At 65.1% G+C, this 23,342-nt stretch carries 21 protein-coding genes; 14 read left to right on the top strand and 7 right to left on the bottom strand.

The genetic code is table 11. The annotated features are described in order from the left end of the window. Positions 1–5: 5 nt before the first annotated feature. Both DKT77_RS05210 and guaD read right to left on the bottom strand, forming a co-directional pair. Entirely contained in the window at positions 6–410 is a 405-nt protein-coding gene (locus DKT77_RS05210; RefSeq protein WP_238547700.1) for a hypothetical protein, read from the bottom strand. After that, on the bottom strand, positions 407–1,708 hold the full coding sequence (guaD, locus tag DKT77_RS05205) for a guanine deaminase (RefSeq protein ID WP_109810664.1): 1,302 nt from the start codon (positions 1,706–1,708) through the stop codon (positions 407–409). The genes DKT77_RS05210 and guaD overlap by 4 nt, the downstream gene beginning before the upstream one ends. Before the next feature lie 173 nt (positions 1,709–1,881). Here guaD and mgtE point away from each other — a divergent pair, with 173 nt between their 5' ends. The 4 genes from mgtE to DKT77_RS05185 all read left to right on the top strand — a co-directional run bounded on the left by mgtE (position 1,882) and on the right by DKT77_RS05185 (position 6,583). Further along, positions 1,882–3,258, top strand: coding sequence for a magnesium transporter (mgtE, locus tag DKT77_RS05200; RefSeq protein WP_109810663.1), 1,377 nt, complete (start codon positions 1,882–1,884; stop codon positions 3,256–3,258). Next, positions 3,255–3,863 (top strand): 5-formyltetrahydrofolate cyclo-ligase, encoded by a 609-nt coding sequence (locus DKT77_RS05195; protein ID WP_109810662.1) that lies wholly within the window; start codon positions 3,255–3,257, stop codon positions 3,861–3,863. The genes mgtE and DKT77_RS05195 overlap by 4 nt, the downstream gene beginning before the upstream one ends. 42 nt (positions 3,864–3,905) lie before the next feature. Then, entirely contained in the window at positions 3,906–4,718 is an 813-nt protein-coding gene (locus DKT77_RS05190) for a TIGR00282 family metallophosphoesterase (RefSeq protein WP_109810661.1), read from the top strand. Between the two features lie 71 nt (positions 4,719–4,789). Continuing rightward, entirely contained in the window at positions 4,790–6,583 is a 1,794-nt protein-coding gene (locus DKT77_RS05185; RefSeq protein ID WP_109810660.1) for an SLC13 family permease, read from the top strand. Between the two features lie 379 nt (positions 6,584–6,962). Here DKT77_RS05185 and DKT77_RS05180 read toward each other — a convergent pair whose 3' ends face one another. Further along, positions 6,963–7,520, bottom strand: coding sequence for a hypothetical protein (locus tag DKT77_RS05180; RefSeq protein WP_109810659.1), 558 nt, complete (start codon positions 7,518–7,520; stop codon positions 6,963–6,965). 437 nt (positions 7,521–7,957) lie between these two features. Here DKT77_RS05180 and DKT77_RS05175 point away from each other — a divergent pair, with 437 nt between their 5' ends. The 3 genes from DKT77_RS05175 (at position 7,958) to DKT77_RS05165 (ending at position 9,971) form a co-directional block, all read left to right on the top strand. Beyond that, positions 7,958–8,698, top strand: a complete 741-nt coding sequence (locus DKT77_RS05175) for a YebC/PmpR family DNA-binding transcriptional regulator (protein ID WP_109810658.1) — start codon at positions 7,958–7,960, stop codon at positions 8,696–8,698. Positions 8,699–8,701: 3 nt separating this feature from the next. Further along, a complete protein-coding gene (locus DKT77_RS05170; protein ID WP_274520048.1) occupies positions 8,702–9,637 on the top strand; it encodes a DMT family transporter in 936 nt (311 codons plus the stop codon). Positions 9,638–9,722: 85 nt separating this feature from the next. Continuing rightward, positions 9,723–9,971, top strand: a complete 249-nt coding sequence (locus DKT77_RS05165) for an HP1242/YdcH family protein (protein WP_109810656.1) — start codon at positions 9,723–9,725, stop codon at positions 9,969–9,971. A 19-nt stretch (positions 9,972–9,990) separates the two neighbouring features. Here the strand turns inward: DKT77_RS05165 and DKT77_RS05160 are convergent, their stop codons facing one another. Continuing rightward, positions 9,991–11,397, bottom strand: a complete 1,407-nt coding sequence (locus DKT77_RS05160) for a helix-turn-helix domain-containing protein (protein WP_109810655.1) — start codon at positions 11,395–11,397, stop codon at positions 9,991–9,993. Positions 11,398–11,455: 58 nt separating this feature from the next. Next, positions 11,456–12,682 carry a multidrug effflux MFS transporter gene (locus tag DKT77_RS05155; protein ID WP_109810654.1) on the bottom strand — a complete coding sequence of 409 codons (1,227 nt, stop codon included), beginning with the start codon at positions 12,680–12,682 and terminating at the stop codon, positions 11,456–11,458. 189 nt (positions 12,683–12,871) lie between these two features. On the opposite strand from DKT77_RS05155, the gene DKT77_RS05150 reads away from it, so the two are divergent. From DKT77_RS05150 to DKT77_RS05130, 5 genes are all read left to right on the top strand, one after another. Next, on the top strand, positions 12,872–14,404 hold the full coding sequence (locus DKT77_RS05150) for an acyl-CoA carboxylase subunit beta (RefSeq protein ID WP_109810653.1): 1,533 nt from the start codon (positions 12,872–12,874) through the stop codon (positions 14,402–14,404). Positions 14,405–14,502: 98 nt separating this feature from the next. Continuing rightward, positions 14,503–14,892, top strand: a complete 390-nt coding sequence (locus DKT77_RS05145) for a RidA family protein (RefSeq protein WP_109810652.1) — start codon at positions 14,503–14,505, stop codon at positions 14,890–14,892. Next, positions 14,889–15,233, top strand: a complete 345-nt coding sequence (locus DKT77_RS05140; protein WP_109810651.1) for a hypothetical protein — start codon at positions 14,889–14,891, stop codon at positions 15,231–15,233. The genes DKT77_RS05145 and DKT77_RS05140 overlap by 4 nt, the downstream gene beginning before the upstream one ends. Beyond that, positions 15,227–15,592 (top strand): hypothetical protein, encoded by a 366-nt coding sequence (locus tag DKT77_RS05135; protein WP_109810650.1) that lies wholly within the window; start codon positions 15,227–15,229, stop codon positions 15,590–15,592. The genes DKT77_RS05140 and DKT77_RS05135 overlap by 7 nt, the downstream gene beginning before the upstream one ends. Positions 15,593–16,055: 463 nt before the next feature. Then, positions 16,056–18,056, top strand: coding sequence for an acetyl-CoA carboxylase biotin carboxylase subunit (locus tag DKT77_RS05130; RefSeq protein WP_109810649.1), 2,001 nt, complete (start codon positions 16,056–16,058; stop codon positions 18,054–18,056). 57 nt (positions 18,057–18,113) lie between these two features. Here the strand turns inward: DKT77_RS05130 and DKT77_RS05125 are convergent, their stop codons facing one another. Then, the gene (locus DKT77_RS05125) at positions 18,114–18,575 is read right to left on the bottom strand and encodes a DUF4174 domain-containing protein (RefSeq protein WP_109810648.1); all 462 of its coding nucleotides are present in this window, start codon (positions 18,573–18,575) and stop codon (positions 18,114–18,116) included. A gap of 119 nt (positions 18,576–18,694) precedes the next feature. Between DKT77_RS05125 and scpA the strand changes: the two genes are divergently transcribed. Together scpA and DKT77_RS05115 are read left to right on the top strand one after the other, a co-directional pair. Beyond that, a complete protein-coding gene (gene scpA / locus DKT77_RS05120; protein ID WP_109810647.1) occupies positions 18,695–20,839 on the top strand; it encodes a methylmalonyl-CoA mutase in 2,145 nt (714 codons plus the stop codon). Between the two features lie 207 nt (positions 20,840–21,046). Next, positions 21,047–21,730, top strand: a complete 684-nt coding sequence (locus DKT77_RS05115) for a TerB family tellurite resistance protein (protein ID WP_109810646.1) — start codon at positions 21,047–21,049, stop codon at positions 21,728–21,730. A 52-nt stretch (positions 21,731–21,782) separates the two neighbouring features. Here the strand turns inward: DKT77_RS05115 and DKT77_RS05110 are convergent, their stop codons facing one another. Continuing rightward, positions 21,783–23,342 carry a Ppx/GppA family phosphatase gene (locus DKT77_RS05110; RefSeq protein WP_109810645.1) on the bottom strand — a complete coding sequence of 520 codons (1,560 nt, stop codon included), beginning with the start codon at positions 23,340–23,342 and terminating at the stop codon, positions 21,783–21,785.

Raw genomic sequence — 23,342 nt, 5'->3', positions numbered from 1 at the left:
CGCGGTCAGACCCCTATCCGTGGGCCAAGGCACTGCATCGGCGCGTCGCTCTCGCGGATCACGTAGAGAGGCGGCGCGCCGGTCTGTTCGACGGTGTTCGCGCTAAGCTGCCCGCCCTGCAAGTAGAAGTGCCAGCACTGCGGCTCTGGGCGGCCTTCGTAGGCGAAGCAGATAGCGCCGTCCTGCGGATACCAGACGCCTTCGACGCAGTCGCCGTCGAGGAAGGACCACCGCACACGGCGTCCTTCGCTGTATTCCTCCATGCCATAGGGCCCGGCGGCGGTGCCGAAGATCAGCGTCCGCCCGGTGACAAAGGCGGCGAATTCGTCGGCCCCGATCGGCGTTTGGCCCGCTGCGGCGCCCATCGCGCCGCACAGCGTAAGGCCCGCAAGTGCACTGTGCCAGTTCATGCCGCGACGACCTCGCGGCCGCCCACCCAGACAGATCGAACGGCCCGATCATCGCCCATCATGATGGTGGGGAAGACCGCTTCCCAGATATCTTCTGCCCGCGCGCTCCGCTGCGCGATGGCGGCGGTGGAGCCAAGGTCCAGCACCACGATGTCGGCCTCGGAACCCGGCGCGAGCGTGCCGATTCGGTCGTCCATGCGCAGCGCGCGGGCCGATCCTTCGGTCGCAAGCCACATCAATTGCGCCGGATGCAGCGGCGTGCCACGCAACTGGCCCAGTTCATAGGCGGCCGCCATCGTCCGCAGCATTCCGAAATTCGACCCCCCGCCGGTATCCGTCGCAAGGCCCACGCGCTGGCCCGCGCGGCACAGTTCGTCCAGCGCCATGATCCCCGACCCGATGAAGCTGTTCGAGGTCGGGCAATGCACGAGGCTCGCGCCGACCTCGCGCAGACGGTCGCGTTCGCGGCCTGTCAGATGGATCGCGTGCCCGTAGAGCGCGCCAGGCCCCAGAAGCCCGTGCGCCTCGTAGGTGTCGAGGTAATCGCGCGCTTCGGGAAACAGATCGGCCACCCAGGCGACCTCGTCTGTCTGTTCCGACAGGTGAGTCTGCATCAGGCAGTCGGGGTGTTCGCCCCAAAGCGCGCCCATCGCGGCCAGCTGTTCCGGTGTGGAGGTCGGCGAGAAGCGCGGCGTGATCGCATAGCTTGCCCGCCCGCGCCCGTGCCAGGCCGCAAGCAGCGCCTTGCTGTCGTCATAGGCCGATCGCGGCGTGTCGCGCAGGTCTTGGGGTGCATTGCGATCCATGCAGGTCTTGCCGCCCACAACGCGCATCCCGCGCTCCTCGGCGGCGGTGAAGAAGGCGTCCACGCTTTGCGGGTGGATGGTGCAGAAACTGCACACGCTGGTTGTGCCGTGGGCCAGGACCGTATCGAGGTAAAGCGCGGCGATCCGCGACGCGTGCTCCGGATCGCCGAAGCGCATTTCCTCGGGAAAGGTGTAGGTGTTCAACCAGTCGATCAGCCGCTTGCCCCAACTGGCGATGATGCCTGTCTGGGGGTAGTGGACATGTGCATCGACGAAGCCCGGCAGGATGAGCGCATCGCCGTAGTCGTGCCGTGCGGTCTGCGGATGGGCGGCGATCAGCGCTTCGGCATCGCCAGCGCCGAGGATCGTGCCGCCGCGCAGCGCCACGGCGCCGCGCCGGTCGTAGGTTACGGCGGCCAGCGGGCCGTCCGGGCCGAACGGATCGCCGGTGAATTGCAGAATCTGTCCGAGCAACAGCTTGGTTTCCGTCATCGTTCCCGTTATCCCGCAGTCAGACCTTGCCCCCCGGCAATGTGGCTCAGCCGCACGTCCGGCCCAAGCGGAAAGCGCCCTGCGCCGCCGCTTTCGCGCCGGTCCGTGCCGTTTCGGCCCTGTTTCCGGGCGCGATGCCCGCCTAGAGTTCCCATGCGCCGACAGGAGGTTCGATGCTCGACGAAGCCGCAGAAGACACGGACATGACCGACACGCATCTCGACCCGCGCCGAGTGGGGAGGATCCTTGCCGCGGTCGAGACTGGCGATGCCGGACGGCTTGAGGAATTCCTGGACGGTCTGCACCCGGCGGACATCGCCGATCTTCTGGAACAGATAGACGAATCGGAGCGCGAGGCATTTTTGCGCCTGTGGGCCGGCGACTCGGTGGGCGAGGTCCTTTCGGAACTCGACGAAGGACTGCGCGAGGACGTCATCAGCCTGCTCGATCCGGAGCGGCTTCAGGCGGCGGTGCGCGATCTCGACACCGACGACGTGGTCGACCTGGTGGAGGATCTGGAAGACGTCCAGAAGGAAGCGATCCTCGACGCGCTCGAGGATGTGGACAGGTACGCCGTCGAGCAGGCGCTTGGGTATCCCGAGGACACGGCCGGACGGCTGATGCAGCGCGACGTCGTGACCGCGCCCGAGGACTGGACCGTGGGACAGATGATCGACTTCCTGCGCGACAACGAGGATCTGCCGGACCAGTTCTACCACGTGACGCTGGTCGACCCACGCATGGTGCCGCTTGGTAACGTCACGCTGGGCCGGATGCTGAGCGCGCGGCGGTCGGTCATGTTGCGCGATCTTACCGAAGAGACGTTCATCCCGATCCATGCCACCGAAAGCGGCGAGAACGTGGCCTATGCGTTCAACCAGTACCACCTGATCTCGACCCCGGTGGTCGACGATGGCGGTCGGCTGGTTGGCGTGATCACCATTGACGACGCGATGATCGTGCTGAGCGACGAGCACGAAGAGGACATCCTGCGCCTTGCCGGCGTGGGCGATGCCAGCATGTCGGACAACGTGATGGAAACCGTGCGCGTGCGCCTGCCGTGGCTTGCGGTGAACCTTGGCACCGCGATCCTGGCGTCGGTCGTGATCTCGCAGTTCGAGAACGTGCTGGCCAGCGTCGTGGCGCTTGCGGTGCTGATGCCTATCGTTGCCTCGATGGGCGGCAACGCGGGCACGCAGGCGCTGACCGTGGCTGTGCGGGCGCTGGCGACACGCGATCTGACCGGGTCGAACATGCTGCGCGTCGTGCGACGCGAGGCGCTGGTTGGGCTGGTCAACGGCGTCGCCTTCGCCGTCGTGATGGGAGTGATCGGCTGGGCCTGGTTCGGGTCGGCAGTGATCGGTGCGGTGCTCGGGGCGGCGATGATCATCAACCTGCTGGTCGCGGGGCTGTCGGGCATCCTGATCCCGGTGGTGTTGGAACGGCTGAAGCTGGACCCGGCGCTGGCTTCGGGGACATTCGTGACGACGGTAACGGACGTGGTGGGCTTCTTTGCCTTCCTCGGCCTCGCAACGCAGGTCCTGCTGTGACCGGTGCGGGGAGCGACGATGCTGCGGCGCGCAAGGCGCAGGCGCGCAAGGCGGCTTTTGCGCGGCGCAAGGGCGCGCAGGCAACCGTGGACCCGCGTCCCGCGCAGGCGGCACTTTCCGCGCTGCTGGACGGGCATCCAGACGCGACGGTGGCGGGATACATGGCGATCCGGTCGGAGATCGACCCGCTGCCGGTGATGGCGCGGCACGCGCGCGTCGGTCCGGTCTGCGTGCCGGTCATCGACGGGCCGGGTCTGCCCTTGCGCTTTCGGCAATGGACCCCCGAGGCCGAGATGATCGACGGCCCGTTCGGGGCGCGCGTGCCGCGCGACGGGCCCGACCTCGTGCCCGGGATCCTCATCGTGCCGCTTGTTGCGTTCGACGCGGCGGGCTTCCGCCTGGGCTATGGCGGCGGGTTCTACGACAGGACGCTGGAAAGGCTGCGTGCCGCGGGCCCGGTACTGGCGGTGGGCTACGCCTTCGCCGCGCAGCGGGTGGAGGCCCTGCCGCGCGACGCCACCGATCAGCCGCTCGATGCCGTGGTGACCGAAACCGGGCTGCACCGCTTTGCGCAAGGGCGCGCCGTTGGCTCGGGCCGGGCATGAAAACCCTTGCCGCGCCCTGCATGTCCGCCTAGTCCCTGTGGCATGAAGATACTGTTTCTGGGCGACGTGATGGGCCGGTCCGGCCGGGCTGCGCTGGCCGACCATCTCAAACCGCTGCGCGACAGGCTGCGCGCCGACTTCGTCATCGTCAACGGCGAGAACGCAACTTCGGGCGCCGGGCTGTCCCCCGAGCACGCCAAGGTGATCCTGGAGGCGGGGGCGGATTGCATCACGCTGGGCGATCATGCCTTCGACCAGCGGGACATGCTGAGCTTCATCGAACGCGAACCGCGCGTGCTGCGCCCGCTTAACTTCGCCAAAGGCGCGCCGGGCGTCGGCCACAGGCTCTTTTCCCTGCCGGACGGGCGCAAGGTGCTGGTCACGCAGGTGTTGGGGCAGGTTTTCATGAAGCGCCCGTTCGACGATCCGTTCTCGCACATGGACCGGGTTCTGCGCACTCATCCCCTTGGCGGGCTGGCGCAGGCCGTGGTCGTCGACATACATGCCGAAGCGACGTCCGAGAAGATGGCGATGGGCCATTTCTGTGACGGGCGCGCGTCCTTGGTCGTAGGCACGCATACCCATGTGCCCACAGGCGATGCGCAGTTGCTGGACGGGGGCACGGCCTACCTGACCGATGCGGGCATGTGCGGCGACTACAATTCGGTCATCGGCATGGACCGCGCCGAACCTCTGCGGCGCTTCGTGACCGGCATGGGCAAGGGCCGCTTCCAGCCCGCGACTGGAGCGGCGACCCTGTCGGGCGTGCTGGTGGAGACCTCGGACAGGGACGGCAAGGCACAATCCGTCAGCATGATCCGTGAGGGTGGCCGCCTGCAGGGCAGCGGACCTTGACAGATGCTGCGCGGCATCGCCTGTTGAGCGAGTAAGCTGGCGTGGGTGCCGGGTGCAGTGCGGGATGATGCATGACGCAGCTTGATCTGGCAGGAGTGACCGGCCTTGCGCAGGCCGATGCCATCGTCGCACTGGTGATCGTGATCCTGATGTTCGCGGGTTTCCTGCGCGAGATGTTCCCAGCCGAAGTGGTCGCGCTTGGCGGTGTGGCAGCGATGCTCATCCTTGGCATCCTCCCCTACCAGGCCGGGCTGGACGTGCTGTCGAACCCGGCGCCTTGGACCATCGCCGCAATGTTCGTTGTGATGGGTGCGCTGGTGCGCACCGGTGCGCTGGACTGGTTCATCAGCCGCACGGAGGCGCTGGCCACGCGCGAACCGCGGAAGGCGGTCGCCGTGCTGATCGGTTTCGTCGTGATCGCGTCGGCCTTCGTTTCGAACACTCCGGTCGTGGTGGTGATGATTCCGGTGTTCACCCAGATCGCCAAGACACTTGGCAAATCGCCATCCAAGCTGCTTATCCCGCTGTCCTACGCCGCGATCATGGGCGGCACGCTGACGCTGATCGGCACCTCCACAAACCTGTTGGTGGACGGGGTTGCGCGCGAGAACGGGCTGCGTGCCTTTTCGATCTTCGAAGTGACGCCGCTTGGGATCGCGGTCGTGTGCTGGGGGATGCTTTACCTGCTGCTGGTCGCGCCCCGTCTGCTGCCTGAGCGCGACAGCATGGCCAGCCTGATGTCTGGCCGCAAGGGCATGAAGTTCTTTACCGAGGTCGCGGTGCCTGAGGACAGCGTTCTGATCGGCCAGCAGGTCACCGAGGTCGAGATCTTCAAGCGCGAAGGGGTGCGGCTGATCGATGTGTTGCGGGGAGACCTGTCGCTGCGGCGGGACATGGGCGTCGTGACGCTTGAACCCGGCGACCGCGTGGTTCTTCGCACCCAGATGACCGAGGTGCTGGGGCTTCAGAAAAGCCGCGACGTGCGCATGGTGGATAAACTGTCGTCTGTTGAGACGACTACGGTCGAGGTGCTGATCACGCCCGGTTGCCGGATGATCGGCAGGTCGCTCGGATCTATGCGCCTGCGACGGCGCTATGGCGTGTATCCGATCGCGGCGCACAGGTCGAACCAGAACATCGGCCGCAAGATGGACGACATCGTCGTGCGCGTCGGCGATACGCTGCTGCTGGAGGGGGCACCGGCCGACATCCGGCGCCTTGCCGCCGATATGGATCTCGTGGACGTGGCCACGCCCTCGCAGCGGGCCTACCGGCGCGATCAGGCGCCGATCGCCATCGGTGCTCTGGCCGGCGTGGTGGTTCTGGCGGGGCTTGGCGTGGCGCCGATCCTGATGCTGGCGGTGGTGGCGGTGGCAACGGTCCTGATGACCCGCTGCATCGATGCGGAAGAAGCGTTCTCGTTCATCGACGGACGACTGCTGGCGCTGATTTTCGGGATGCTGGCCATCGGTGCGGGGCTGGGCGCATCGGGCGCGGTGGAACTTCTGGTCGGCGCTGTTGCGCCTGCGCTGGAAACGCTGCCGCCGTTCCTGCTGATCTGGTCGGTGTATCTTATGACCTCGGTCCTGACCGAGATGGTGTCGAACAACGCGGTGGCCGTTGTTGTCACGCCGATTGCCATCGGGCTTGCCACTGCGCTGGGGTTTGATCCTCGCCCGCTGGTTATCGCCGTTATGATCGCGGCATCGGCAAGTTTCGCCACGCCCATCGGCTATCAGACGAACATGATGGTTTACGGCCCCGGTGGCTATCGCTTCAGCGACTACCTGAAGGTGGGTATCCCTCTGAACCTGAGCACTGGCTTGCTGGTTTCCCTGTTGATCCCGGTGATCTGGCCTCTCTGAGGACCATCACGCCAAACGCCCGACCTGACGCGATCTCTGGCGTGCGGATGTCATGCCTGCTGCCAATGATTGGCGCCGTGATCCGATCCGTCCGAAGCACGTCGAGAGATGGCCGGGGGGGCGGTGATGGCTGGGCGTGTCGGACGCAGCGCAGCGCGCCGCGCTTTCGCGGCGAGGCGGCCGTTGACCCGGGGGTGGGTATAGACGAGGTGCCAAAGAACGGGCCTGCAGACCTGGCTTGCAAAAGCCAAAAGCGGGGAGGGTGGTCCTGCGCGGCGCCTGTCCAAGGGCTGTGCGGCAAGTTTACCCTCCTGCAAAAAGCACCTCGCAACAAAAAAAGGCGGCCGAAGCCGCCTTTTTCGTTACTATCAGGAAAAGTTCAAGCCTTGCGGCGAACCAGACCGAGAAGTGCGATACCACCCGCGAGCAGCGGAAGTGCTGCCGGCAGCGGGATCGGCGGCGGATCGGTCGTGAAGAAGCTTGCTGCGATACCGACAGTGCCCGATGCGGAAGGAGCAACCGATTCCCAGAAAATCGTGAAGCTATCACCAGCCAACAGAGAAAAGCCGGGGAGAATTCCGGTTGCCGAAGCAGTGTCCGGATTCGGAACGATGCTGCTGAACGGTGTCGCTGGCGTTGCGGTAAAGCCAAACCGAACCTGCGCCAGATCAGCACCAGTGTTCGTTCCGACGCCTGCAAGCGCAATTGTGCTTACAACCAAGTCGTTCAGCGCGGTAAACGTGAACGTGTTGGTCCCGAGCGGGTCAAGCGTTTCCGTGGCAATCACAAAATCGCCAGAGGAAATATCTGTTGAGATCGGCGTGGCCGGAGCCGTCGTGATCGTACCGCCCGCGTTGAAGACGACTACTGCCGCCGATGCCGATGTTCCCACGGCCAAGGTTGCAGCAAGAAACGCTGCCTTTAAAATCTTATTCATACCGGTGCTACCCTTTGTTAACTCCTCCGAAGGTTATCGGCCAACTGGTCCAATGGGTCAAGTGTTCTGTTCTTTGGCAGCGCTTAGCAGACTTTCGTATATCTGGCTTTGTTTTTCACGCGTTACCCTAAAGTTGCGAAGTTTTTGTTAACGTTTACAGGGTCTAAGATGTGGAGGCCGTGACGATAGGGAAGTTTCGGCGTGCTTTGGCGGGGCCGCCTTGCCTTATATCCGTCCATTTTTTTTGCGCCTTTGCGCAGACTGTCGCGGCGGGTGCGCGGCGGGTGCGCGGCGGGTTCCCGCAAGGGTTGCGCGATGTGATTGCACGATTCGTACAGGAACGGGCCGGTGTTCCCCACGGCGTGCGCGGCGCTTGCAGCCCGGCGCAGCGCTGACTATGAGAGGCAAAACGACCTTGAAAAGAAGGACAGCAACGCATGGCTGGTCACTCCAAATGGGCAAACATCCAGCACCGCAAGGGCCGACAGGATGCCGCCCGGTCCAAGCTGTTTTCCAAGCTCTCGAAGGAAATCACCGTCGCCGCCAAGATGGGCGACCCCGATCCCGACAAGAACCCGCGGCTGCGTCTTGCCGTGAAGGAAGCCAAGTCGAACTCGGTGCCGAAGGACGTGATCGACCGGGCCATCAAGAAGGCGACCGGCGGCGATGCCGAAGCCTATGACGAGATCCGCTATGAAGGGTATGGGCCCGGCGGCGTGGCTGTGATGGTCGAGGCCATGACCGACAATCGCAACCGGACCGCAAGCAACGTCCGGTCGACCTTCACAAAGAACGGCGGCAACCTTGGCGAGACGGGATCGGTGGCGTTCATGTTCGATCGAAAGGGCGAGATCGTGTATCCTGCCGATGTCGCGGACCCAGATGCTGTGATGGAAGCAGCGATCGAAGCGGGCGCCGAGGATGTGGAAAGCACCGACGAGGGCCATGTCATTTATACCGCCGACACCGATCTGAACGACGTGTCCACCGCGCTCGAGGCGCTGCTCGGCGAAAGCGAAAGCACGAAACTGATCTGGAAACCGCAGACCACGACAGACCTCGACCTCGAAACGGCCCAGAAACTGTTCAAGCTCATCGATGCGCTTGAAGATGACGACGATGTGCAGAACGTCACCGCCAACTTCGAAGTCAGCGATGAGGTGATGGCGGCCCTGTGAACCTTGGCTGAGGCGCCGCGCCCGTCCTCCGAAGCGGCCCGGACAGCGACCGGGCAGCCGCTCGTCGGGCTGGGCTGGATGGTGCTGACGGGGCTTTGCTTCGTCGGGGTGCAGGCCACGGTGAAGGCGCTTGGCGATGCCGTCCCCGCTCCAGAGGCGGCTTTCCTGCGTTACGCGCTCGGGCTGGTCTTCGTGCTGCCGATGCTGCGCGGGTTGCGTGCGGCTCGTCTTACCTCGCGCGACTGGACGCTGTTCGGCATGCGCGGTGTGGTGCACGGGATCGGCGTCATTTTCTGGTTCTACGCGATGACACGCATCCCGATCGCCGAGGTGACGGCGATCAACTATCTCGCGCCGGTGGTTGTGACGCTGGGCGCGGTGCTTTTTCTGGGCGAAAGGATGGCCGCGCGCCGCATCGGCGCGGTGATCGTCGCATTGGTCGGCGCACTGGTGATCCTGCGGCCCGGGCTTCGCACGCTGGACCCAGGACATCTCGCGATGCTGGTCACGGCAGGCAGTTTCGGCGCCTCCTATCTGCTGGCGAAGTCGCTGTCCGGCCGTTTTCCGGCCGACGTGGTGGTCGCCCTTCTCTCGCTGATCGTGCCGGTGGTGCTGCTTCCGGTTGCGGTTGCGCAGTGGGTAACGCCGGGACCGGCGGCCCTGGCCGGGCTGCTACTGGTTGCGGCCTTCGCTACCGCCGGCCACTACACCATGACGCTGGCGTTCCGCGCCGCGCCTGTGTCGGTCACGCAGCCGGCTGTCTTTCTTCAACTGGTCTGGTCCGTGCTGGTCGGGTTTCTGGTCTTCGGCGAACCGGTCGATCCGTTCGTGGTGCTGGGCGGTGCCATCGTCGTGGCCGCGGTCAGTTTCATCGCGCTGCGCGAGCAGCAATTGAAACGTCGCGCGCTGACGCCGAATCCGCTGCAGACGAAAAGCTGACCGCGGCGGGTACGGTTTGATCCGGGTCAATGTGGCGGCGCGGGCAGGGGGTTAGCCTTCCGGGGACAAGCAACAGGAGAGTGACATGTCCCACGTCCCGCACGAACTTGCCGATGAATTCCCGCATGCCGGCCCCGCGCTGCACGAGTTGCGCCAGACCAACACCCACGCCGCGCGCCTGATGGACGAGTATCACGAGATCAACCGCACGCTGCACCGCGTCGAAACCAACGTGGAGCCGATGTGCGATGTGGAGGCGCTGCGCCTGCGCAAGATGCGCATGACCCTGAAGGACGAGATCGCCCGTCTGCTGCGCGACCACGCGCCCGCATGATGGCGCTGTCCGTGACCGCTCAGCGGTCCACTTCGTAGGGCAGCACGCCGCGGCGGTTGGCGTCGATGGTCAGCCGCCGTTCCAGCGGCGGCACAGACCGCTGGTGGCAGTCGGGCCGTTCGCAGATCCGGCAGGAAATGCCGATAGGTTCGAACGCTCGGGCATTGCCGAGGTCCATGTCGTCGGCATAGACCAGCGCGCCCGCGTGGCGCACCTCGCAACCCAGCCCGATCGCATATCGGCGCACGGGCGCGTGGAAGCTGCCGCCTGGCTTCGAGACGTCCCTGGCTAGGCAGAGGTAACGCACCCCGTCGGGGGTTTCAGCCAGCTGGCGCAGGAAACGGCCCGGCGTCTCGAACGCGCGGTGCACGTTCCACAACGGGCAGGCGCCGCCATAGCGCGCGAATTGCAGCGGGGTGGAGGAGTGGCGCTTGGTGATCGTGCCGGCCTGGTCCACCCGCACAAAGAAGAACGGCACCCCCTTCGCACCCGACCGCTGAAGGGTCGACAGCCGGTGCGCCACCTGCTCGATGCTGGCGCCGAACTGGTCGCCCATCTGTTCGAGGTCGTGCCGCGTGTCCTGAGCGGCGGCGAGAAACCGCGCGTAGGGCAGAAGCGCGGCCCCTGCGAAATAGTTCGCCATGCCGATCCGCGCGATGTCGCGGGCCTGCGCGGTCTGAAAGCGGGCAAGGTCCAGCGTGGCGTCGATCAGGTCTGCATGGCACAGCAGCGCGACCTGGTGGAGCAACTGGAAGGTCAGCGTCGCGGGGGCCGCACGGTCCGACAGCGTGAGGATGCGCGAGGCGGTGTCGTAGTGGCGCAGGCCTGCTCCGTCCGCAAATCGCAGCGACACGCCGATCCTGTCCAGCGCGTCGGTCGCGCGGCGGCGCAGGTCCCCATCCCCGGTTCCGGCGGTTGCGAAGCGTTCCGCAGCCCTGTCCACCGCGTCAATGTAGTTGTTGCAGTAGTGGAAGAAGTCCCGCACTTCTTCCCATGGTGACGGCAGCCCGGGTCCGCCGCCGCCGCGCCCCAACGCTTCGTCCAGCGATGCGAGCCGTTCATGCGCCTGCCGGTAGGCGCGGTGCAACTCCAGCATCGCATGCGCCAGCGCAGGGGCGTTCGACGCGGCAAGGCGCAGGTCGGCCATAGGCGGCGGATTGTCCCCGAACAGCGGATCGGCCAGCGCCTCGCGCATGTCGGACACAAGACGTTCCGTGTCGCCGGTGGACAGTTCGGTCACATCAAAGCCGAATTCCTGCGCCAGCGCCAGCACGACCCCGGCCGAAACCGGCCGGTTGTTGTTTTCCATCTGGTTGAGGTATGGCAGTGAAACCCCTAATTTCGCGGCAAAATCCTTTTGTGACAGTTCCAGCCGCCGTCGGATTTCGCGCAGCTTTGCCCCGGCATAGAGTTTCTGCTTTGCCATTCTCGCTCCCTCGTTCCGCGACCCTAGGCCTGCGCCGTGGGCGGCGGCAAGGGGCGTGTCATTCGGGCCGCGACAGCCCCAGTTGCCGCTCGCGCCACAATACGACGCAAATCGCGCCGATCGCCGCGGTCGAGGTCAGGAACATCATCCAGATCAGCGGATACGCCCCGGCGCCGGGCACCAGAAGCGCTGCCGCCAATGCCGACAAGGCCGCGCCGCCGCCGATCATCATGGCGCCGCCAAGGCCCGAGGCGGTGCCCGCCAGTCGCGGACGCACCGAGAGCATCCCCGCCGTCGCGTTGGGCAGCACCAGCCCGTTGCCAAGGCCAACGAACACCATGAAGCCGAAGAACACGTAGACCGTCTCGAACCCCGAATAGAACAGCAAAAGGGCGGCCAAAAGCCCGCCACTGGACAGCACGGTGCCGGTGACGATCATCGCGTTGATCCCGTAGCGGACCGAGAACATGCCCGATATCGCGTTGCCCGCCATGTAGCCGACAGCGGGCGCCCCGAAAAACAGTCCCAGCATGGCCGGTGACAGCCCGAATACCTCGGAGCCGACATAGGGCGCCCCGCCGAGATAGGCGAAGAACGCGCCCGACGCGAAGGTCGCCGCAAGGTTGTAGCCCCAGAAGCGCGGAGAGGTCAGCAGTTCCGGCGCCTCGCGCATCTGTTCGCGCAGGGTCTGGTCGGGCTTGCCGGCGGTCTCGCCGAGGTCGGCCCAGACCAGCCATGTGACCGCCATGCCGAGCACGATCAACAGCACGAAATTTGACCGCCAGCCGAACGCCTCGTCCATTAACCCGCCGATCACAGGCGAAACCATTGGAACCAGCGCCATGCCCATCGTGACGTATCCGATCATCGACGCGGCCTGATCCTGTGGGACCATGTCGCGCACGATCGCGCGGCTCAGCACCATTCCGGCGACCACGGCGGCCTGGCCCATGCGGAGCAGCAGGAACACCTCGACCGTCGGCGCGAAGAGGATGCCGACGGTGAACAGGACGAAAAGTGCAAAGGCCCCCAGCAGCACGGGGCGCCGCCCCAACCGGTCAGACAGCGGCCCGATGAAGATCTGCAGAACGGCATTGACGGCCAGATAGAGCGTGACGGACAGTTGCAGTACGCGGTAATCGGCGTCGAAATGCGTCGCCATGCTGGGCAGCGACGGCAGAAAGATATTCATGGCCGCCGCCGATAGACCGGCAAGCAGGACCAGTGTGACAATGTGCGGCGGGGTGGTCCGGTCAAGAAACCTGACGAGGGGGGCATGTGGCATGGCCAAAGCGTTAGGCGCGTCGCCGGGTTTTGTCCATGCACACAAGCTGTGCGGGCGGGTGAGCGCTGGATTTCGCAAATATTCAATTTGCGAACAGTTGGGGCAAATAGATTTGCAAATATTCCGAAAATTCCTTTTGCGCTGCGGTGCGGCTCGTTAATGTCCCGGCAAAACAAGGGAATCCGGCCAATGAAAGATATCCTCAGCGAATTGGAAAACCGTCGTGACGACGCCCGCCTCGGCGGGGGGGAGAAGCGGATCGCGGCGCAGCATTCGAAAGGCAAGCTGACTGCCCGCGAGCGGATCGACCTGCTGCTCGATGACGGTTCGTTCGAGGAGTTCGACATGTTCGTGGCGCATCGCTGCACCGATTTCGGGATGGAGCAGCAGCGCCCATACGGTGACGGAGTGGTGACCGGCTGGGGCACGATCAATGGGCGGCAGGTCTATGTGTTCAGCCAGGACTTCACCGTTCTGGGTGGTTCGGTGTCGGAAACCCACGCCAAGAAGATCTGCAAGATCATGGATATGGCGATCCAGAACGGCGCGCCGGTGATCGGGCTGAACGACAGTGGCGGCGCCCGTATCCAGGAGGGTGTGGACAGCCTTGCCGCCTATGGCGAGGTATTCCAGCGCAACATCATGGCGTCGGGCGTGATCCCGCAGATCAGCGTCATCATGGGGCCGTGCGCCGGCGGCGCGGTCTACAGCCCCGCGATGACCGACTTCATCTTCATGGTGCGCGACAGTTCCTACATGTTCGTGACCGGCCCCGACGTGGTCAAGACCGTCACCAACGAAGTCGTCACCGCCGAGGAACTGGGCGGGGCTAGCACGCATACGCGCAAGTCCTCCGTCGCCGACGGAGCGTTCGAGAACGATGTCGAAACCCTGACCGAAGTGCGGCGGCTGGTGGACTTCCTGCCGCTCAATAACACCTCCAAGCCGCCGGTGCGTCCGTTCTTCGACAGCCCGGACCGTGTGGAACACAGCCTGGACACGCTGATCCCGGACAATCCCAATACGCCCTACGACATGAAGGAGCTGATCCTGAAGCTCGCTGACGAGGGCGATTTCTACGAGATCCAGCAGGATTTCGCCAAGAACATCATTACCGGCTTCATCAGGATCGAAGGGCGCACCGTGGGCGTAGTGGCCAACCAGCCGATGGTGCTGGCCGGGTGCGTGGACATCGACAGCTCGCGCAAGGCGGCACGGTTCGTGCGCTTCTGCGACTGCTTCGAGATCCCGATCCTGACACTGGTGGACGTGCCGGGCTTTCTGCCGGGGACCGGACAGGAATACGGTGGCGTCATCAAGCACGGCGCGAAGCTTCTGTTCGCCTATGGCGAGGCTACAGTGCCAAAAGTCACGGTGATTACCCGCAAAGCCTATGGCGGGGCCTATGACGTGATGTCGTCCAAGCATCTTCGGGGGGATTTCAACTATGCGTGGCCCACGGCCGAGATTGCGGTGATGGGCGCCAAGGGCGCGACAGAAATCCTCTATCGGTCAGAACTGGGCGATGCCGCGAAAATCGAAGCACGCACCAAGGATTATGAGGAACGTTTCGCCAATCCGTTCGTCGCGGCCGAACGCGGATTCATCGACGAGGTGATCATGCCCCAGTCCACGCGCAAGCGGGTGGCACGCGCCTTCGCCAGCCTGCGCAACAAGTCGCTCAAGAACCCGTGGAAAAAGCACGACAACATCCCGCTGTGACTCCGAAAACCCAGTTCTCCCGTCCGCGGAACGTGTATGGCGGAGGTGCGGGGCATGACGTTTTGCCCGCACCTCCTTGTCCAAGCCCCTGAGGTCCCATGCCGAAATTCCACACAGTCCTCCAGGCCCCGACACCGGTCGGCCCGTTCTGCCACGCAACCGAAGCGCAGGGCTGGGTCATGCTGACGGGGCAGATGCCCACGCTGCCCGGCGCGCCGGACGCTGACCTGCCCAAAGGCGTGGAGGCGCAGGCGGAACGCGTGTTCGAAAATCTGAAGCTGGTTCTGGACGGGATCGGCCTAACGCTGTCGGACGTCGTGCAATGCCGCTGCTACCTGACCGAGTTCAAGCGCGACTTCGATGCTTTCAACGAGGTCTACAAACGGTATTTCCCCGACGGCGCGCGCCCGGCCCGGACCACGATCGGCGTGACCGCGCTGGCTGTCGACGCGCTGGTCGAGGTGGACATGCTGGCGGTGCGCCCGTGACCCGCGATGCATGGCATGTCACCGATTGTGGCGATGCGCTTACGGTGTCGCGCCGTGTGCCGCCGCGGTTCGACCTGTGCGCCGAAACCCGGCTGCCACAGCTTCGCCGTCGTGCGCTGGCTCACGAGGTGCGCAAGGACATGTGGCGCACGCTGCGGAGCCTGCGTGGTTTCGCCCCCGTGGTCGAAGTCACTAAGGTTGAAGGCGGGCTGCGCCTGCGCGCGGGTGGGGCAGTGGCCGGGCCGGTATCGCAGAACGCTCACGACCGGCTGTCGGCGCTGCTAAGCTGCCCCGATCGTCGTGCCCGCTGGATCCGCCACGCGAGGCTGCATTCATGCTGAAGCATCGCGGCTTTCCGGGCCGACTGCCTGGTACAGACTTCCAGTTCACTATCCGCCGCGACAACAAATCGGGCGCGACGCCGCTGGTCCGGCGCGAACGGCACGCCGACCGTAAGCCGGCCGACCGCCGTGCGGACGAGGGGTTCATGGCCGCGCTGTGGCTCTATTTCGGGGCGGACCCGTTCGAGCGTGGCAATCTCGATGCCGGACGGCTCAGCTGGCTTTTCGGGCGCGAAGTGCTGCCGGCGGAAGATCCGTTTGACCCTGCCAGCTACGACGCGCTGCTGCGGATCGACGAGGAGCAGGCCCGGCGCAGCTTTCCCGCCGCCTTCGACAGCCCTGACTGGGAGCGGCGCTGATGTTTCGCTGCCCACGCACCTCCGTCAGGGAATCGCTTTTACAACTTACGGGTTTATGCTCAATAAATGGGCATTTTAGGTCGCGCAGGACGGGAGTTCGGCGCGATTTTGAGCGGATTCCCGCGCATTTTGACAGCACATTAGACACGGGGATTGCCGAAAGTCGGCTTTCCTTCACTTGTAACCGCGTGGGGCCGGATGCATCTTTTGCCCGGTCGGTAACGAGTGATCGAGTCCCTTGTGCCCCGAACGTTGCCCGTCGCGTCCGATCCGTCGGTGCGCGCATCGGCATAGGAAGGTCTGTCGGACCAGCCCCTGCATTCCCAGTCTTCATACCCGGCCCATGCGACGCGCAATGGCGCGCCGTGCGTCGGGCCCGCCTTGCAGATCGTATCGTCGCAGATGCCGGCGTTGGGCGCTTCGCCCACCACCAGCCGCGCCAAGACCAGGAAAGGGACAGGCCGTGTTCAAGAAGATTCTGATTGCCAACCGGGGCGAGATCGCCTGCCGCGTCATCAAGACTGCGCGCAGGATGGGGATCAAGACGGTGGCGATCTATTCCGATGCGGACCGCAAGGCGCTGCATGTTCAGATGGCCGACGAAGCTGTGCATATTGGCCCGGCACCGGCCAACCAGTCCTATATCGTGATCGAAAAGGTGATGGCGGCGATCCGTGAAACCGGCGCCGAAGCGGTCCATCCCGGATATGGTTTCCTTTCCGAAAACAGCAAGTTCGCCGAAGCTCTTGAGGCTGCGGGCGTTGCGTTCATAGGCCCGCCCGTGAAGGCGATCGAGGCGATGGGCGACAAGATCACCTCCAAGAAACTGGCCAAGGAGGCGGGCGTGAGCACCGTCCCCGGTTATATGGGGCTGATCGCCGATGCTGACGAGGCGGTCAAGATTTCGGGCGAGATCGGCTACCCGGTGATGATCAAGGCCAGCGCCGGTGGCGGCGGCAAGGGGATGCGGATCGCGTGGAAGGAAGACGAGGTCCGCGACGGCTTCGAATCCTCCAAGAACGAGGCTGCGAACAGCTTCGGCGACGACCGTATCTTCATCGAGAAATTCGTCACTCAGCCCCGCCATATCGAGATCCAGGTCCTTGCCGACAGCCACGGCAACACGATCTATCTGGGCGAACGGGAATGTTCGATCCAGCGACGCAACCAGAAGGTGATCGAAGAAGCCCCGTCGCCGTTCCTCGATCCCGAGACGCGCAAGGCGATGGGGGAGCAGGCCTGCGCTCTGGCCGCCGCCGTGGGCTATACCAGCGCGGGCACGGTCGAATTCATCGTCGATGGCGAGAGGAACTTCTATTTCCTCGAGATGAACACCCGGCTGCAGGTGGAACATCCTGTGACCGAACTGATCACCGGCGTCGATCTGGTGGAGCAGATGATCCGCGTCGCCTACGGCGAGAAGCTGGCTCTTACGCAAGACGATATCAAGCTGAACGGTTGGGCGATGGAAAGCCGTCTTTATGCCGAAGACCCCTATCGCAACTTCCTGCCGTCGATTGGGCGGCTGACCCGCTACCGCCCGCCGGCCGAAGGCGCGACGGACACGGCCGCGGTGCGCAATGATACCGGCGTTTACGAGGGCGGCGAGATCAGCATGTATTACGACCCGATGATCGCCAAGCTCTGCACATGGGCGCCGACCCGCGCCGATGCGATCGAGGAGATGCGGGTCGCGCTCGACAGTTTCGAGGTGGAGGGGATAGGCCACAACCTGCCGTTCCTTTCGGCGGTCTACGATCACCCCAAGTTCATCTCGGGCGAGATGACCACCGCCTTCATCGCCGAGGAATATCCCGACGGGTTCGACGGGGTCACGCTGCCAGAGGCGGAACTGCGCCGCGTCGCGGCGGCTGCAGCCGCGATGTACCGCGTGGCCGAGATCCGGCGCACGCGCGTGTCTGGCCGGATGGACAACCACGAACGCAAGGTCGGCGACGACTGGGTCGTCTCAGCGCAGGGGCAGGCGTTTCCCGTCACGCTCAGTGCGGACAAGGCGGGCACGACCGTCGGTTTCGAAGGCGGCGGCGCGATGCGCGTGGCGTCGGACTGGACGCCGGGAGACAGCCTTGCGCGGATCGACATCGATGGCGTGCCGCTCGTGCTGAAGGTCGACAAGATCCCGGGCGGCTTCAGGCTGCGCACGCGCGGGGCGGAACTGAAGGTCCATGTACGCACGCCGCGCGCCGCGGAACTGGCTGCGCTGATGCCCGAGAAGCTGCCGCCGGACACGTCCAAGCTGCTGCTTTGCCCGATGCCAGGCCTGATCGTGAAGGTCAGCGTGGTGCCGGGTGACGAGGTTCAGGAAGGGCAGGCTCTGTGCACCGTCGAGGCGATGAAGATGGAAAACATCCTGCGCGCCGAACGCAAGGGCAAAGTTGCGAAGGTCAATGCGGGGCCGGGTGACAGCCTTGCGGTGGACGACGTCATCATGGAGTTCGAATAGTCCGATGGTGCGCGGGGCGACCCCTCACGCGCCGTGCGGCGCGGGGCTGGCGCCGGGTCAGCCGGATCCGGCACGGTTCGCGTCGCGGATCTCCTGTTGGCGCAGGGGCATCTTGTCGATTGCATGGGTCAACTCGCGCACGTCCCAAGGTTCCGGCTTTCGCAACTCGATCTGTCCATCCTTGCCGACCAGCACCAAGCTGAATCCGCGCGGCCGCAACTGGCGCCGGATCTCCGACGGGTTGGCCGGGTCCGTATCGGCGATCACGACGACGTCGCGTTCCAGCAGCGCCTCGGGCCGCTGTTGCAGCAGGTTGATCTGTTCGATGAAGCGGGGGTCGTTCGGGCTGTCCGCGAACACGATCACCGGCCGCGCGATCCACTTGAACGGATCAAGACTGTCCGCCTCGGTCAGCAGCGGTGGTGTGGCTTGCGGCGCGCTGTCGGTCTGTTGCGCGGTGACCGCGCCGGGCAAGGCCGCCAGAAAGGCCCCAAGGGCAAGTTTGGCAAAGAAATTCATCGGGTCTCCTCTTGGGAACCATATAGGGGGCGGAGCGCCCTGGGGACAGGGCAGGATCGCGGATTCCGCCCTGTTCCGGCAGTTTGGCGCAGCCGCGCCCATCACGAAAGGCTGAGCGCATGAGCGACAAGATCGACACCTGGAAAGAGATCGCCAAGGCCGAGATGAAGGGCCGCGATCCCGACACGCTGGAGTGGGAGACGTTGGAAGGCATCCGCGTCAAGCCGCTTTACACCGAGGCGGATGTCGCGGATCTGCCGCATCTTGGCACCATACCGGGAGAGGCGCCCTTCACGCGCGGCGTGAAGGCGACGATGTATGCCGGCCGTCCCTGGACGATCCGGCAGTATGCCGGCTTCTCGACGGCCGAGGAAAGCAACGCCTTCTATCGCAAGGCACTTGCGGCGGGGCAGCAGGGCGTGTCGGTCGCGTTCGATCTGGCCACCCATCGCGGCTATGACAGTGATCATCCGCGTGTCGTGGGTGATGTGGGCAAGGCCGGCGTTGCCATCGACAGCGTCGAGGACATGAAGATCCTGTTCGACGGGATCCCGCTCGATCAGGTTAGCGTGTCGATGACGATGAACGGGGCGGTGATACCGATCCTCGCGAATTTCATCGTCACGGGCGAGGAGCAAGGACACGACCGCAAGGTTCTGTCCGGGACCATTCAGAACGACATCCTGAAGGAGTTCATGGTCCGAAATACCTATATCTATCCGCCCGAACCGTCGATGCGGATCATCGCGGACATCATCGAATTCACATCCGCCGAGATGCCGCGCTTCAACTCCATCTCGATCTCCGGCTACCACATGCAGGAAGCGGGCGCGAACCTAGTGCAGGAGCTTGCCTTCACGCTGGCTGACGGGCGCGAATACGTTCGCACCGCTATCGCGGCGGGGATGGACGTGGACAAGTTCGCCGGGCGGTTGTCGTTCTTCTTCGCCATCGGCATGAATTTCTTCATGGAAGCGGCCAAGCTGCGCGCGGCGCGGATGCTCTGGCACCGGATCATGCAGGAATTCGAGCCGAAGAACCCCAAGTCGATGATGCTGCGCACCCATTGCCAGACCAGCGGCGTGAGCCTTGCCGAACAGGACCCCTACAACAACGTCGTGCGCACGGCCTATGAAGCGATGTCCGCAGTGCTGGGTGGCACGCAGAGCTTGCACACAAATGCGCTGGACGAGGCGATCGCGCTGCCGACGGAATTCGCGGCGCGCATCGCACGCAACACGCAGTTGATCCTGCAGGAGGAAACCGGGGTCACCAACGTGGTCGATCCCCTGGCCGGGTCCTATTACGTCGAGGCGCTGACCAACGAACTTGCGGAAAAGGCCTGGGCCCTGATCGAGGAGGTCGAGGAAATGGGCGGCATGACCAAGGCCGTGGCCAGCGGTATGCCCAAGTTGCGGATCGAGGAAACGGCGGCGCGCCGCCAGGCTCAGATCGACCGTGGCATCGAGGTCATCGTCGGGGTCAACAAGTACCGCAAGGACAAGGAAGACCCGATCGACATCCTGGATATCGACAACGAAAAGGTGCGCGAAAGCCAGGTCGCGCGGCTGGCGAAGATCCGGGCAAGCCGTGACCAGGCCGCCTGCGACGCGGCGCTGGCCGAACTGGAACGGAGGGCCACCGAGGGGGGCAATCTTCTGGACGCAGCGGTGGATGCAGCGCGCGCCCGGGCGAGCGTAGGGGAAATCAGCATGGCGATGGAAAAGGTGTTCGGCCGCCACCGGGCCGAGGTCAAGACGCTGGCCGGGGTGTACGGTGCGGCCTACGAGGGCGATGATGGCTTCGCCGCGATCCAGAAGGACATCGAAGCCTTCGCCGACGAAGAAGGTCGCCGTCCGCGAATGCTTGTGGTCAAGATGGGCCAGGACGGGCACGACCGCGGCGCCAAGGTCATCGCGACGGCCTTCGCCGATATCGGTTTCGACGTGGATGTGGGGCCGCTGTTCCAGACACCGGCCGAGGCGGCGCAGGACGCCATCGACAACGACGTGCACGTGATCGGCATTTCGAGCCAGGCCGCGGGGCATAAGACACTGGCCCCGCAACTGATCGAGGAGTTGAAGGCGCAGGGCGCGGGCGACATCCTCGTGATCTGCGGCGGGGTGATCCCGCAACAGGACTATGACTTCCTGCGCAAGGCCGGGGTCAAGGCGATCTTCGGGCCGGGAACCAACATCCCCGACGCCGCGAAGGACATCCTTGATCTCATCCGCGCCGCGCGCAGCCCGAAGGCGGCCGAGTAGGCCCCCGGGACAGGACGGCCCGGGCGGTTGAGGGGCCGCCCGTGGCCGGGCCCGGGCACGTCTGCCGTTGAGGGGCGGCAGGCGCGTCCGGGCCGTCAACCCGCTGCCGCCGTGATGCGCGCGAAGGGCAGCGTGCCCTGTGCGGCATCGCGGCAGGGGGTGCTTTTGGCGCTGTCGCCCGTCGGCCCGGATTGATACGCTGCGCGCATGTCGATCTGGTCCCGCATCTCCGACGCGCTGGCGGCCCTGCGCGACGGGCAGCCGCTGTCCGCCGTTTTCGACCGGTTGCGCACGCCGCCGGAACGGTCGGTCGCCTTCACAATCGCGATCATCGCGCTGGGGGCCAAGATGGCCAAGGCGGACGGGCAAGTCACCCGGTCCGAGGTCGCGGCCTTTCGCGACGTGTTCCACATTCCCCCCGGCGAAGAGGACAACGCCGCCCGCGTGTTCAACCTCGCGCGGCAGGACGTGGCGGGCTTCGATGCCTATGCGCGACGCATCGCGGGGATGTTCGGGACCGGCCATCCGGCGCTGTGTGATCTGTTGGAGGGGCTTTTCCACATCGCGCTCGCCGATGGCGACTACCACGAGGACGAGGACGCCTTCTTGCGCGCCGTCGCCGGGATTTTCGGCATGGATGAGGCGCGATTCCGCCGCCTGCGCGCCCGCTTCGTGGAGGACGCCGAGAAAGACCCCTTCGCTGTGCTGGGCGTTTCGCCCGACGCGCCGCAGGCCGAGGTGCGGGCGGCCTGGCGTGCGCAGGTGCGTGACTGCCATCCCGACCGGCTGGCGGCCCGCGGCGTGCCGCAGGAGGCGGTCAAGCTGGCCGAACAGCGGCTGGTGGCGATCAACCGCGCTTGGGAAGACGTGCAGGCGCTGCGCGCGTCCTGAAGGTCATCGGCTGTGCCCGCAAGTGCCGTGCAAATGGCCGGGCGGCGCCCGGTCAGTCCACCTGCGCGCGCCGCAGCGCGACGACCTCGGTTTCGGCGCCAAGCGCCTTGGCCAGCGCGGCGAACCGCGACTGCGCGACCTCACCATAAAGCGCCATGGCTTGCGGACCGATGGACAGCACCAGCCGCTTTTTGTTCGGGTGCCAGCGCAACGTGCCCATGTGATCGGCCTTCTGCGCGGTGAACATCGCCCCGAAGCGCATTGCGCGACCGAGGATCTCGGCCTGTTTCACGTCCTCCGGATCGATCATCTCGACCAGTTCGTCGAACCGGCCCCGGCTGCGGCTGTTTTTGTACCGGTGCATCAGCGATAGCCCGAGGAAGATTCGTTCCACGTGGCTCAAACCGCCGAAATTGGCGCGCGTTGCGTAATCGAAGCAAACGTCGCCGCGATAGTCGGGATGGCTGCGCCAGCTGACGTCATGCAGCAGGCAGGCGGCACGGATCAGGCGCAGGCGGGCATCGTTCGTTCGGCTATAGATCGGTCTGATGAAGCGATACAGTACCTTGCCGAACCCCGGAACGCGCGAATCCTTGCTCTCGGCAAAGCGACACGCCTCTATCAGCGGGTCTCGGTCGCGCAGCATCTGCGGCATCTGTTCATACAGCAGCCCTTCGCGGAGACCGTAGCTGGAGATGAATATCTCGCGCGGCTTGAGCACGCGCAGCACCCCGGTCAGCACCTCGGCGGCATAGGGCACAAGCGCCAGTCGCGATCCGGACACGCCGCTCGTGGATTTGAGCGTCACCGGGTCGGTGTCGGCGATCCATTTCAGCGTGGTGCGCAGGTCGGTGGGCCGCATCTGGTATTCGTGCAGCACCTTGAGCGGGTAGTTGCGCCGCGCCATGTCGATCTTGGCGATCGCCCGCCACGAGCCGCCCACGAGAAACAGCCGGTCCGGCGTCTCGCCCATCCGTTCGCGCAGTTGCGCCAGTTCCGCGTCGATATGCGCGCGCATCCCCTTGCGCCCTCCCGGCACGTCGCGCAGTTTCAACGGCCCAAGCGCCGATGTCTCGCGCCGCCCGACCGTGCCTTCGGACAGTACCGCCAGTTCCATGGACGACCCGCCGATGTCGCAGACCAGTCCGTCGGCACGCGGCCAGCCCAGCAGAACGCCCTGCGCGGACAGTCGTGCCTCTTCCGGCCCGTCGATGACGTACAGTGTCAGGCCGGTCTCGCGCGTGACTTCGTCCTGAAAATCCTGCCCGTCCTCGGCCTCGCGCACCGCCGCTGTCGCCACCGCGCTGAGCGGGGCCAGCCCCAGCCCGTCCGCCAGCGTCTGGAACCGGCGGATCGCGTCCAGTGCGCGGACCTTGCCTTCCGGGTTCAGCCGTCCGGTATCAGACATTCCATCGCCAAGGCCGCACATCACCTTTTCATTGTAGAAATACGCGGGACTGCGCGCTGCGCCGTCGAAGATCACCAGCCGGACGGAGTTTGACCCCACGTCCACGACGCCCACGCGCGACAGGCGCCGCACGGCGGGATCGTCGAACAGGGGGCGGCCGAACGGGCCCCACTCCTCTTGTCTTGCGTCCGCAGCGATGTTCAT

Origin of the sequence: Meridianimarinicoccus roseus, from assembly GCF_003172915.1 — a bacterium.
In the GTDB taxonomy this organism is placed as follows: Bacteria; Pseudomonadota; Alphaproteobacteria; order Rhodobacterales; family Rhodobacteraceae; genus Meridianimarinicoccus; species Meridianimarinicoccus roseus.
Note: the sequence above shows the minus strand (reverse complement) of the source record. Positions and strands in the feature narration are given on the sequence as shown.